The organism is Streptomyces corynorhini, assembly GCF_003346515.1.
Lineage (GTDB): Bacteria > Actinomycetota > Actinomycetes > Streptomycetales > Streptomycetaceae > Streptomyces > Streptomyces corynorhini.
This window is the reverse complement of sequence record NZ_QQNA01000341.1, coordinates 1-12,612: the sequence shown is the minus strand read 5'-3', so window position 1 is coordinate 12,612 and position 12,612 is coordinate 1. Positions and strand designations below refer to the sequence as shown.

Here is a 12,612-nt window from a genome sequence, read left to right as displayed (position 1 = left end):
ACTTGGTCTGTGGCACGCACTGGACGGCCGAAGGTCGCGTTGGTTCTGTCGGACGAGGAACGGGCTGCACTCGAGGGGTGGGTGCGGCGCCGTTCCACGTCGCAGGCGTGGGCTCTGCGCTGTCGGATCATCCTGGCCTGCGCGCAGGGTGCTTCCAACAAGGACGTCGCTGCCCGGCTCGGCTCGACGCCGCATGCGGTGGGCCGCTGGCGGGCAAGGTTCGTCGAGCGTCGAATCGCCGGCCTGGGAGATAAGCCCCGCTCGGGCGGTCCCCGGACGGTGACCGATGAGCAGGTGGCCGCGCTGGTCACCAGGACGCTGGAGTCGGCTCCGAAGAACGCGACGCACTGGTCGACGCGCTCGATGGCGAAGAAGACGGGCCTGTCGCAGTCGACGGTGTCGCGGGTCTGGCGGGCGTTCGGTCTCCAGCCACACCGCTCGGAGATGTTCAAGCTGTCGACAGACCCGTACTTCGTCGACAAGGTCCACGATGTCGTCGGCCTCTGTCTGGACCCGCCCGAGCGGGCTCTGGTCTTCTGTGTTGACGAGAAGTCGCGGATCCAGGCCCTCGACCGGTCGCAGCCGGTGCTGCGGATGATGCCCGGAGTGCCCCAACGCGTCACGCACGACTACGTCCGCGTCGGCACCACCACCCTCTTCGAGGCCCTGGACGTCGCCACCGGCAAGGTCATCGGCTCCCCGCACCGCCGCCACCGCGCCGAGGAGTGCAAGAAGTTCCTCATCAAGCTCGACCGGGAAGTGCCGGACGGCCTCGGTATCCACCTGGTGCTGGACAACTACGCCACCCACAAAACCCCGGCCGTCAAGACCTGGCTGCTGGCCCACCCGCGGTTCCATCCGCACTTCACACCGACGGGATCGTCCTGGCTCAACCTCGTGGAGCGATGGTTCGCCGAACTGACGGACAAACAGATACGGCGAGGCGCCCACAGATCCGTCCAAGTCCTGGAGAAGGATATCCGGACCTGGATCGCAGCCTGGAACACCGACCCCAGGCCCTACATCTGGACCAAGACCGCGGACGAGATCCTCGAACGCCTCGCTTTATATCTGAACAGAATTCCTGACTCAGAAGACTAGGCCCTGTCGTCAGAGTCCCGCCTGCCCCGCGGCGTCCGGCACGCACGCTCGCCGCGTTGTAGGGGTCACCCCCAGTACATGCCAGTTCGGGGGCGACCCTCCGCCGTGCGGGAGCGCTCGGCATCCGAAGGACGCGTCAGACGCCGAGGCGGAGGGAGCGAAGCGAGCGCAGCGCACCAGATGCCGCGAGCCCCGCCCTGCGGGCGGACGACGCTATCACCCCACCATGATTACCGTCACCAACCTCCGTGGACAGAACACCTAGTGCACCTGCGGATGTTTGCGTGTGTGTGGGCGAAGCAGTGTATCGCTGGAACGCTGGGATCTATTTCGCCATGTCCATTGTCCAGTTGTGGTTCAGTCCGGTCTCGAGGTCAGCTTCGATGCCGGCGCTGGCGTCGTAATTGGTTGCCCATGTCGGTTTCGTTTCGTGTGTTTATGACCCCGCTCTGGGCCGCTCCCTCTCCGTCGATCCCGTCATTGTCATCGATGCCCCCGCTCAGATGAACGCCTGCTGCTAGGCTCACGACAACCGCGTTACTCAATTCGGCCCCACCGGGCTGTGCCCCGCCGGCTTCTGCGGCAACGGCTACCCCATCGAGGGAACCGGACAGACCAAAGGCGACAAAACGCGCTACGTCACCAACGCCTCAGGGCAGCCAAAACCAAAGCAGAAGTGCGACGCAAAAAAGGGCGACATTCAGAGAAGTATCAAATGGAAGGCAGGCGAGATCCCTCAGCTCTTCCGAATGGGGGATCCAGTAAATACGCATGGCGGATGCCTGGCGGTCTCTGCGGGAACTTACGCCATGGGGAAACTTGGATTCTGCTTCATTGGCGCCAAGAAGCCCGATGGAGATTGGGAATATGGCACGAGTTTCACATCAGGCATATCAGGGCCCGCTGTCACAGGACAGCGGCGCCTGCCGGGTGATCACGGCTCGGTATCGGCGCTCGGTGGAGTGTCACACCGTCGAGTTTTGCCGCACCTCTAGCAGATGACGGCGGGATTCTGTCCGGGGTCCCGCGCCGCCTGCGTGAGGAGCCTCGTCATGACGTACATCAGCAGCGCTTGGCAGCAGCCCGAGCCGGAGCTGTGCCCGGCATGGACAAGGGGTGCCGAGCGGCCCTGGAGCGGCCCGGAATCCACTGGCGCGTCCAGTGCCGTGAACGATTCCCACGTTGTTCCCATTACCGCAGCTCGCGCCGCCCGCCGAGAGGACTCCCGGTACGCCGACGCCTCTCTGCCTTCCTCTGAGGCGCCGTTGAAGGGGGAAGGAGTCCACTCCCGCGGCGGGGAAGGTACGGGCCGATGCGCCGCGGATGCTGGGGGCGTGCGGATAGCGGCGGTCCTGCAGGTGGCTCAGGTGATCACGGAAGCGGAGTCGGAGGCCGGTCGTATGTGCGCAGGGCGATGAAGGAACGGGCGGGGCTGGGACTGGCGGAGACGAACGGCAAGGCGGGCAAGGACCCGATCTTGAACCTGACCCCGGCGGGGCAGAAGGCTCTGGCCGACGGCAACGAGCTGCCTCCCCGACCGAAGGCCGGCACCGGAGCGAAGGCCGTTCGAGCCGGGTTCGGGCTGCACGGTGTCGCGGTGAGGGACACGATCCTCCCCTTCGGCGGCCGGGACCGTCTGACCGGCTGGCAGGTGGAGGTGTACCACGCCGTCAAGGAGACCGGCCTGAGCTTCAACACCGACGCCGTCCTCGCGTGGCCGACCAGGACCAGCGAGGTGCGCCTCTTCGAGCTCGACAACGGCACCATGTCCCAGGCCCGCCTCGCCAAGGAGGTCTGGGACTACGAGCGCTACGCCGGGCACCGCGCGTGGGAAGGAGCCCGCGGCACCAACGGGAGCACGTACCCGTTCTGGCAGCGCCACCGCTACACGCGCTCCGAGTGCTTCCCGTTGCTGTATGTCGTCTTGGCGGGAAAGGCGGAGCACCTGCTCGACAACCGCCTGAAGGCGCTCGCCGCCGACGTGAAGGGTATCGCTGTCGCGGTCTGCGTGAATACCCTGCCCCGGCTCCAGCGCGGCGAGCCCTGGTACGAGATCTGTGTCGACGACCCGGACCGGCGCCGCCGGCGATACCCCGAACCGGTCGGCCGCTGACGGAAGCGGCCGAGTTCGCTGTGCGGCCGGGAGCCGCCAGGCCGCACAGCGGGACAGCTTCCGAAGTCACCGCGCCATCGGGCGGGACGCCGGGGCCGGGGCGACGGTTCGCGCCCCGGCCCCGGCGTATATAGCTCTCCCGAGTGTCATCAACCGGAGGGAAGCCATGAGGCGCAGCAAACGGGAGAGCGCAGCCGTACAGCGAGGGTTCGGCGGCATGGGAGACATGTGGCACGCCCTGACGCGCCTTCGCGCGGCCCACCCCGAACCGGTCGGCCGCCGTCATACGGTTCGTGTCGCCGGAGGCGTTGGTGTCCGTCACCCATCCGTACGACACTCTCTTCGCGGCGCGGGTGGAGATGTCCGGGGCAGAGGCGATGGGGCACGTTTACGAGGTCATCCACACCGTGATGCGCGGCATCGCCATTGATACGCGGGACATCGGCGATTCCGGCTTTGCGCTGGAGGTCCGGATCAGGAAGCGGCACGAACTGGCGCTGCACACCGGCCACGTCGACGGCTTCACTCTGCTCCTGCTCCACGCCGTCGGCACCATCGGTGTCTGTAGCGCGCCCGGGGGCGGCCGGTGCTTCCACTGCGACGGGACCGGGCTCGCCCGCCCGTTGTGGGAGCCGGCAGCCGGGCAAGCCGCCCCGAACGGCGGCTTGCCCACCCCACCCCCGTGCGCTGAGGTGGTGCCAGCCCTGCCGGACGTTCCGGCCGGGCCGCACGAGGGAGGCACCCGGTGGAGACCTTCGAGGCGGGGGAGACGGTGGTGCGGCGCGACGTACACCGCTCCGGGCGCGTGTGGAGCGAGCAGGCGCTACGCGTTGTCGCCGACACCGGCGAGGCGTTGGTGACCGCGTGCACGCCCGGGGCCGAGGTCCGTTGGCCCGCCCTGTACGCCAAGGCCCGCGTGGAGGGCGACCGTACGGTGCGCACCGAGGCGTTCGACGCGATGGCGGCGGGGGAGTGGGAGCTCGCCCCCGGCGTGTGGCAGGAGACCGAACTGCTGCTGTGGAAGCCACCGGGCGCGTGGTTCAGCATCAATGCCTTCTTCACCGCGGCCGGGCTGAGGAACTGGTACGTCAACTTCGAGCACCCCACCCGCCGCACCGGGACCGGGTTCGACACCTTCGACCTGACCATCGACCTCGTCATCGACCCCGGCCTGAGCGCGTGGACGTGGAAGGACGAGGACGAGTACGCCCACGTGAGGCGCCTGGGCATCGTCACCGATATCGAGGACCGGGCGGTGGAGCTCGCACGCGCCCAGGTCCTCGCCATGCTCGTGGAACGGGCCGGGCCGTTCGCGGACGCCGACCAGTGGGCGTCCTGGCGCTGGAACCCGGCCTGGACGCCGCCATGCCTGCCCCAGCGCGAGGAAGCCGACCCGGGAGCGGTGGCGGCGAGCCGGTGAGGCCGCGCCCTCGGCCGAGGCGGCCGGTGCGCGGGACGGTCGTTGCGCGACTCCGTGCAACTGGCTCGATGACCGAGCTGGCCGCCTCGCTGGGCTGCGTGTACGAGGTCTGCGTCGACGACGACTCCTGCGACGACGAAACGCCCTACTACGCCTGGTGGGTCCGCCTGCCCGCAGCCGAGCACGCCCGACTCGGCAAGGACGGCCTCCCGCTGGTCATCGACCCGCTGCGCCAGTACCTGAGCGCCCAACTCCCCGACGGTCTGAAGTGGGAGGTCATGCCGGACCGCGAGCTGACGTACGACCACGCCGGCAGCGTGGCCATGCGGGCCGCCTACGACGACCTGATCGCCCCGTTCGAGCGTGCCCTGATGCCGCTGCGCCAGGACAGGGCCGACGAACTCGAGCCGCGGGCAAAGGTCTGGAAGTGGGAGAAGGACCTCCTGGTCGGCACGTTCGACCTGTGGCTGTGCAACTGTGTGTGGGCGCGTTGGTGGCATTGGGTGGGTGTCAGCGGGACACGGCGCTGGGTGCCTGGTCATGGGGTAGTTTCGGGCAGGTTCGCTGTCATGAGGTGACCAAGTGGTTGCTGTTTTCTGGCCAGTTTGGGGTGGGTCGGCTGTTATGGGGGTGGCTTTTCCTATGGTTTGAGAAGCCGTTGTTGTACCGGATGAGGCATTGCTTGATGGGCTGTTTTCCCCTTGTTCGGGGATGGGATTGGTGCTGGTCAGGGAGAGTTTCGCTGTCGGGTTGTCGTGTCGTGTCGGGGTGGAGGTGTCGGGATGCCGTCGGTGGTGGGCCTGTTGGAGGAGCGCGAGCTGGCCGCGCGGGTGCGTGCGGAACGGCTGCGGGAGGAAGCTGACCGGGTGCTGGCCGAGCTGGCCGAGGCGGAGACGGAATGGCGGGAGTGGGTGATCGCCCGGCAGCGTGTGGGCGTCGTGCTCACCGCTGGTCCGGGGGATGCGCTCGTGGCTGACATGCCGGCGCCGGTGCCGGCGCCGGTGCCGGTGGCGGTGCCGGTGGCGGTGGCGGTGGTGGCGGCACGACCGGGGCGGATGGTGGCGGTGTGGGTCCAGGGCCTGGATGTGCGGGTGCTGCGGGAGAACTACCGTGCCGTCGTGGAGGTGCTGGCCCTGGCCCGGGGTGCGGACGGGCTGGCCACACGGTCGGCACCCGAGATCGCGGTGGCCCTGGGAATGGAGCTGACGAAGAGGAACATCGAGGGCCGGGTGCGGCATACGGCCAAGCGGCTGGTGGAGCGGGGCTGGCTGGTCGAGCTGTCTCCGGGCCGGTTCAGGCTCGCCGACGGGCCAGCCGCCGCGTCATGAGCGTCGTCATCGACCACAGCACCATCTGCTCGTGCACGGCGGGCAGTTTCTCGTAGTCTCGCACCAGAGGGCGTGTGCGCATCAGCCAGCTCAGCGTGCGCTCCACCACCCACCTGCGTGGCAGCACCACGAAACCCGGCACGGTGTCGGTGCGTCTGACGATCCGCAGGGTCAGGTGGAGTGTGTCGCGGGCCCAGTCCACGAGCATGCCTGTGTAGCCGCTGTCCGCCCATACCAGGATAAGCGGGTGGAAGTGGCCACGGACCCGTGCGAGCAGTGGCTGGGCGGCGATGCGATCCTGGACATCGGCCGCGGTGACCAGGACGGCGAGCAGCAGTCCGAGGGCGTCGACGACGATGTGCCGCTTGCGCCCCGTGATTTTCTTGCCGCCGTCGTAGCCGGAGGTGGAACGCGGCACGACGGCGTCCGCGCGCAGGCTCTGCGAGTCGATGATCCCCGCCCCCGGTTCCGGGTCGCGGCCGGCGTCCTCGCGGACCTGTCCGCGCAACCGGTCGTGCAGCTCGGCCAGAAGGCCCTGGTCCCGCCAGCGCCTGGCGAAGGCGTAGACGCGGTCCCAGGCCGGGAAGTCGCCCGGCATCGACCGCCACTTGATGCCGTTGTCCACCAGGTAGCGCACCGCGTCGATCATCTGCCGGTGGCAGTAGCCCTCCGGCCGGCCGCCTCGGCCCTCCAGCCAGGCCGGCACCGGCATCGCGTCACGGACCACCGCCCATTCCGAGGCCGTCATGTCCTAGGGACAGTGCGCGATCCGCTCCGGGCGGTCGTTCGCGTTCCCGAACCGGTGCGCGAGACAGTCACACGACAGAGCGGACACGCTGGACTCGGGCGGCACAGACAGGGAAGACTGCGACACGAGGGCCTCCAGAGCATGCGTTGACTTCGACATCTCCGCACTGCTTCGGTGGCCCTCCCTTCATGCGCACTCGCTGCAAGATCACACGATCAAGTCGCCAGCATCAAACGTATGTTCAGCACACTCGGTACGACAACGGCTTCTTACCGCCACTCCCAATCCATGCCAAGTCCTGTCGTAGCCTGGGCGGATGGTGTTGAGCAACGATGAACGCGACCTGCTGAAGCTGGTCGCGCAGGCCGGCAGGCCGGTGTGGATGTCCGCGTACTTCCCGGTGCTGAACCCGGCCGAGCCAGGCATGGACGAGAATCATCCCGGCCACGAGGCGTGGACCGAGCGGCAGATGGCGTGGTACGGGATCTCGATCAGCCTGTGGAAGCGGGGCCTGGTCCGTGTCGTGGCACCGGCCGACGGTAGCCGCGGCGACCTGGTCGAGGCCACCGGCGAAGGACGTGCCGCTCTGGCTGCTGCGGACGCGTGAACCGCACGGCGGCGTGCTGCTGCCGCCCGGGAAGCAGCCGGGAGGCGCCTGTCGGATCGTGCTGACGACGAAGCCCTGATCCCTGGCTTCGCCGTCAGCCCGGCGCGCCGGGCGGCGTTCCGTTACTGGGGCAGTGTGTGGCCGATGCGGTCCTTCCGCAGGGTGCGGGCGTGGCCGAGGTGGAGCAGGGCGATGTACCACCACAGGTCTGCCTGGTCGCCGTCGCCCGTGCGGGTCAGGGTGGTGCGGTGCGCGGCGGCCTGGGCTTCCTGCAGCGCGCAGTTCACGCTCCACCATTTGGCCGCGGCGCCGTCCACAGAGCGGATGCTGCCGCGGGCGGCCTCACCGGCGGCTTCCCACAGGGCCTGCAGGGTGTAGCGCAGGGACCGTTCCTCCAGCGCGGTCATGTCGGCGTGCGGGAGGGTGGGGTCGATGACGACGCGGCCCCAGGCGTTGACGTGTTCAGCGATCAGCGCGAGCGTGACGGGACGCGGCGGGACCGGGGGAACGCCCACCGTTGTCCCGCCGGCGGCGGGCGCGTGCGGTGCGGGGCCGAGCAGGCCGACCTGGACCAGCAGCCGGGCGGTGGCCGCACAGGTGTCCTCGCGGCGGTGGAAGGGGCAGTGTTCGGGCTGCATCGGCTCCTTCTTCTCGTGGGGGAGCGCGCCATGCTAGCCCCCACCCGGGGCGCGGCTGATACGAGCGACCCGGCTATCGGTCGAGGGCGGTGACCCCGGCTTCGAGGGCCTTTTGCGTGCCCAGTGCGATGCTGCCGGGTGCGCCGATGCGGGCCAGGGCGTCCCACTGCGCGGGGGTGACCATCGCGTGGACCTTGACGTCCTCCAGCGGGCCGACGGAGCCGTCGGGACGCACGCCGAACTCGGTGGTGCGCCCGGTCCACATCTCGGTGAGCTGTTCGAGCATGCGCTGGTGCCATTCTTCGGGCAGGGGCCCGTGCTGTTCGGCTGCTGCCTGGGCGATCACGTGTGCGGCGGCGCCGGAGGGCAGGGCACCCAGTTCGCGGACGATGAGTGCGAGGCGCTTGGCGAGGCCGTCGAGGGTGGCCGCGTACGCGTCGCTGCCGCTGTACAGCGCCTCGTGCACGTCCCGGCGCATCTCGTTGCCGATGCACTCGGCCGCGACCTCCTCGACGGGCCGCTGCTGGATGTCGGCCGCGCGGCGCAGGCGCCTGGCGCTCCGGCCGGTCAGGCGTACGGTCACGGTCAGCTCGGCGTGCTCGCCCGCGGCGTCGTCGGCAGGGCGTGGTGCGGGGGTGTCCATGGGCGCTGACCGTAGTACCCGGCCGCCCGCGAGCGCAGCGCCTTCGACCCGTGCAGCGTGCTCGGCGTGCTCCGCGGCCACTGTCCTTGCGCCGGCCTCGGGCATGTCGGGTGGGGCGGCGGTGTCCGTCTGCGGGCTTGGGAGGAGTTGGTCGAGCCAGTCGCGGGCGGCCTGTGCGGCGCGGCGGATCACCTGCTCGTCGGCTCCGACGCGGGTGTGTACCCCGATGATCCGGTTGATGCGGGCGTTGACGTCGCGGTGTGCGGTGCCGGTGGCCGCGACGATCTGGTGCACCATCGCGGTCAGCCGCATGCGCGGCTCGGGCCCGGTGTCGATCTCATCGTCCCCGACCGTGTCCGGCTCCTGGTCGGCCTCCGATTCGAACGCCGCGCACCGGCCGCAGAAGTCGAAGATGCCGTCGACTTCGGCCTTGCCGCAGGCCAGACACACGTAGCCGTCGCAGGTCGCGCACAGGCTGGAGGCGCTGTCGGCGTCGCGGCCCCAGGCGCGTTCCTGGGAGACGCACTGGCCGGTGCACGGCCGAGGGACGTAGTGCGCCACGGCCGGTGCCGGCTGGGCCTGTCCGCCCTGTTCTTCGCGTGCGGCCGCCTCCGCTGCCCGGCGGGCGGACCACTCGGCGTTCGCCCGGGCGCGGGCTTCCCGGCAGGCGGCCCATTCCGCCGGCGTGAGGTGGCTGGCGCACGCCACCACGGGGGCGGGGAGATCGTCGTAGCGGGGCCACTCGGCGGCCTCGCGTCGGCATAAGCGCCGGGTCGACTTGGCCCGGCGGGTACACGTCGGCATCCCACACCTCCCATGTGATCGCGTGGCCGGGCATCAGCGCGGTGCCCAGCGGTTCCCTTGCCTGCGGCAGCATAGAAACCGGGACTGACAACTCCTTTTGAAATCAGGAGAGTTCGCTGGCCTGATTGCAGCGACCCGATGCACCGCCCAAGGGCCGGGGAGGGAGAACCGGCAGCACACAGGTCCGCGGCGCTTCCTTGTGCGGCCCGTCCTGAATTCGGCCGGAACTGGCTACCGAACGTATGACTGTATTGACGGTTGGTCATCAGCTGGTCCAGCCTCTGGGGCTGCGGTACATGAAGCCGCGCTTCCCAGAGAGGAACCCCTTGGCCATAGAGCCGACGAAGGAGCAGCAGGCTGCCCGTGAGGTGTTCGCCTCCGGCCGGGACCTGGCCCTGGTAGCAGGTGCCGGGACGGGCAAGACGTCCACCCTGATCCTGATGGGCGCCGCGACCCGCAAACGCGGGCTGTACGTGGCGTTCAACCGGGCGATCGCCGATGACGCCCGCGGGCGGTTCGGGCCGAATGTGGAGTGCCGTACCGCGCACTCGCTGGCCTTCCGCGCCGTCGGCCACCACTACCGGGAGCGTCTGGATGCCTCGGCGAGGATCCCCGCCAAGCACACCGCCCGCCTGCTCGGCATCACCCGCGACCTTGATGTCAACTCCCGCCAGATCAAGGTCACTCACGCCGCGCGCCTGGTGATGGGCATGGTCCGCAAGTTCTGCTACACCACCGACCGGCAGGTCATGGCCCGCCACATGGAGCCGGTCAACGGCCTCGACGGCCCCGGCCAGGACTATCTCGCCCGCACCCTGCTGCCCTACGCGCACCGTGCGTGGCAGGACATCTGCTCGCCCGCGGGCCGGCTGCGGTTCGAGCACGACCACTACATGAAGCTGTGGGCGATGACCTCCCCGCGGCTCGGGGCTGACTTCGTCCTGCTGGACGAGGCCCAGGACACCAACCCCGTCCTGGAGGAGGTCTTCCTCGCCCAGGACGCGCAGCGGGTGTGCGTCGGGGACCCGGCCCAGCAGATCTACGGCTGGCGCAACGCGCGCGATGTGATGACCGGCTTCCCCGCCGAGCAGCTGCGCCTGACCCAGTCCTTCCGCTTCGGCCCGGCCATCGCCGAGGTGGCCAACCGGTGGCTGGGACACGCCGAGTCGGAGATGCAGCTGACGGGCCACGGCCCCGGCTCCCGGGTCGGCGAGGTGGCGCAGCCCGAGGCGGTGCTGTGCCGGGGCAACGTGGACGCGATGAGCGAAGTCCTCTCCTACCTCGAGCTCGGTGTTCCGGTGGCGCTGACCGGCGGGGGCAGCGCGCTGCAGCGCATCGCCAAGGCCGCACTCGAGCTCAAGGCCGGGCAGCGCACCAGCCACCCGGAGCTGTTCTTGTTCTCCTCCTGGGGCGAGGTGCAGGAGTACGCCGAGCAGGACAAGGCCGGCCAGGACCTCAAAGCGATCGTGCAGCTGGTCGACACCTACGGCCCCGACCAGATCATCGAAGCGGTCGACCGCCTCACCCCGGAAGAATCCGCGAAAGTTATCGTCTCCACCGCCCACAAGGCCAAGGGACGGGAGTGGCCGTCGGTACGCATCGGCAAGGGCTTCATGGCCCCGTCGGTGGACGACCACGGTCTGCAGCGCGCGCTGAACGCGAGCGAGGCCCGCCTGATCTACGTCGCGGTCACCCGCGCCCGCCATCTGCTCGATACCGAGGGCATCGCCTGGATCGACGCGTACGAAAAGACCATGGCCGACGCCGGCCGGGACGGCACGGTGGCCGGCCGGCCGATGATCGAGCTCAGTCTGACCGGGCAGCTGAAGTACGACTCCTCACCGATCTCGCAGTTCATGGCCGCCCACCTCCCGTACAGCCAGAACCTGGTGGGCGACTACCAGGCGCGCATCGCCGGCCTGGCGCACCCGGTGCAGCCGATCGACGTGCAGTACCCGAACTGGTCGGCCCTCGGGCACGCCATCGACTACCGCCTACGCCTCAGCCTCGGCGGGCGGCTCGGACTGGCCGTCGTCGCCGGTGTCATGCTCCTTGACGAGACCGGACCGCTGCGCGGAGCACCTGCGCGTGGGACCCGCAAGGCCCTGCACACGGCGGGCCGGGAGCTGCTGGCCACCGTCGACACCTACCTCGCCGCCCCCGGCAGCCTGGACGAGAACGCGCTCATCCGGCTGTGCTTCGTTGCCGGCTTCTTCGAGGACATCGCCCGCACCGGTGAGATCCGCCGCTTCAGCATGCTCGGCTCTGCCACCCCCGCCACGACCCTGGCCGACCTCACCGCGGCGGTCCCGGAGTACGTCGCGTGCGACATCGACCAGCAGACGCGGCTCGCCGACGCTCCGTTCGCCGCCTTCCGGGCCCTACCGCAAAAGGCCCGCGTGTGCGGTCCGGTTTTTGCCGGCAGCGGCGACATCGGCGGCGCCGACGCCGACTACATCCTCGACGGCCTCCTGCTGGACTGCAAAGCCACCAAGGACCCCCGCCGCCTGGGCCGCGAGGAGATCTACCAGCTCGCCGGATACCTCCTGCTGGACTACGACGACCAGTTCGGCATCGATAGCGTGGGCCTGTATCTCTCCCGCCAGGGCGGCCTGATCACCTGGGATGCCGCCGGCTTCCTGCGGCGGCTCGGCGCCAGCGCCCCTCTGACGCACCTGCGCGCACAGCTGCGCCGGCACCTGCGCAAGGCTGCTCTCTCCTGACGGCCTCTGACCGCGGCCGGCCCCATGACCGGCGTCATCGAGCAGCCGGGCCAGGGCCCGCATCCTGGACTGGCTTCGATCACCTCCTGACCATGACCTCGTTCAGGCTCCACCTGCAATCCATCCCCTTACAGCGCCCCATAGCACATCGAAGGCGATGATTTCGTGACATTCGTCGCACTGTCCTCCAGCAGTCAATGTCAGTGGTGGCGGATACCGCCGCAGACACCGGCCAAGCAGGGCACGAACCGAGGCGGGCCACCACCGAACGGTCACGCGTTCTTGGGCGTGGAGGCGTCATGGAAACAAGAGGGTGGGCGATGAGCCGACCGCGGATGTGGTGGCAGGAGGTCCACCCCGGCGACTGGGCTGCCTTCGCGCTCCCCGATGACCTGGCCCGCGAGCGGTACACCGCGCTGCTGGCAGCCCTGGAGGAACTGTCCACACGCGGCCCGATGTCCACGCTGTGAGTTCTCACTGATGTTGA

General features: G+C 69.3%; 11 protein-coding genes. 8 read left to right on the top strand and 3 right to left on the bottom strand.

What is annotated here, in order from left to right; genetic code table 11:
• Nucleotides 1–9: 9 nt before the first annotated feature.
• The 5 genes from DVH02_RS31335 to DVH02_RS31310 all read left to right on the top strand — a co-directional run bounded on the left by DVH02_RS31335 (nt 10) and on the right by DVH02_RS31310 (nt 5,962).
• Entirely contained in the window at nt 10–1,101 is a 1,092-nt protein-coding gene (locus DVH02_RS31335; RefSeq protein ID WP_114627231.1) for an IS630 family transposase, read from the top strand.
• Between the two features lie 1,402 nt (nt 1,102–2,503).
• Nucleotides 2,504–3,214: a replication-relaxation family protein gene (locus DVH02_RS31330; RefSeq protein ID WP_233518573.1), complete on the top strand. Its 711-nt coding sequence runs from the start codon at nt 2,504–2,506 to the stop codon at nt 3,212–3,214.
• A gap of 745 nt (nt 3,215–3,959) precedes the next feature.
• Nucleotides 3,960–4,634 carry a DUF402 domain-containing protein gene (locus DVH02_RS31320; RefSeq protein ID WP_114627229.1) on the top strand — a complete coding sequence of 225 codons (675 nt, stop codon included), beginning with the start codon at nt 3,960–3,962 and terminating at the stop codon, nt 4,632–4,634.
• 68 nt (nt 4,635–4,702) lie between these two features.
• Nucleotides 4,703–5,212, top strand: a complete 510-nt coding sequence (locus tag DVH02_RS31315) for a hypothetical protein (RefSeq protein WP_114627228.1) — start codon at nt 4,703–4,705, stop codon at nt 5,210–5,212.
• 204 nt (nt 5,213–5,416) lie between these two features.
• The gene (locus DVH02_RS31310; RefSeq protein WP_114627227.1) at nt 5,417–5,962 is read left to right on the top strand and encodes a hypothetical protein; all 546 of its coding nucleotides are present in this window, start codon (nt 5,417–5,419) and stop codon (nt 5,960–5,962) included.
• Here the strand turns inward: DVH02_RS31310 and DVH02_RS31305 are convergent.
• Nucleotides 5,928–6,710 carry an IS5 family transposase gene (locus DVH02_RS31305; protein WP_233518572.1) on the bottom strand — a complete coding sequence of 261 codons (783 nt, stop codon included), beginning with the start codon at nt 6,708–6,710 and terminating at the stop codon, nt 5,928–5,930. The genes DVH02_RS31310 and DVH02_RS31305 overlap by 35 nt on opposite strands.
• A 316-nt stretch (nt 6,711–7,026) precedes the next feature.
• On the opposite strand from DVH02_RS31305, the gene DVH02_RS31300 reads away from it, so the two are divergent.
• Entirely contained in the window at nt 7,027–7,317 is a 291-nt protein-coding gene (locus DVH02_RS31300; protein WP_147286176.1) for a hypothetical protein, read from the top strand.
• A gap of 122 nt (nt 7,318–7,439) precedes the next feature.
• Here DVH02_RS31300 and DVH02_RS31295 read toward each other — a convergent pair whose 3' ends face one another.
• Nucleotides 7,440–7,955 (bottom strand): hypothetical protein, encoded by a 516-nt coding sequence (locus tag DVH02_RS31295; protein ID WP_114627225.1) that lies wholly within the window; start codon nt 7,953–7,955, stop codon nt 7,440–7,442.
• Nucleotides 7,956–8,028: 73 nt separating this feature from the next.
• Nucleotides 8,029–9,402, bottom strand: coding sequence for a hypothetical protein (locus tag DVH02_RS31290; RefSeq protein ID WP_147286175.1), 1,374 nt, complete (start codon nt 9,400–9,402; stop codon nt 8,029–8,031).
• A gap of 326 nt (nt 9,403–9,728) precedes the next feature.
• Here DVH02_RS31290 and DVH02_RS31285 point away from each other — a divergent pair, with 326 nt between their 5' ends.
• Both DVH02_RS31285 and DVH02_RS35380 read left to right on the top strand, forming a co-directional pair.
• Entirely contained in the window at nt 9,729–12,125 is a 2,397-nt protein-coding gene (locus tag DVH02_RS31285; protein WP_114627223.1) for a UvrD-helicase domain-containing protein, read from the top strand.
• 320 nt (nt 12,126–12,445) lie between these two features.
• Nucleotides 12,446–12,595, top strand: a complete 150-nt coding sequence (locus DVH02_RS35380) for a hypothetical protein (RefSeq protein WP_158575966.1) — start codon at nt 12,446–12,448, stop codon at nt 12,593–12,595.
• Nucleotides 12,596–12,612 lie beyond the last annotated feature (17 nt).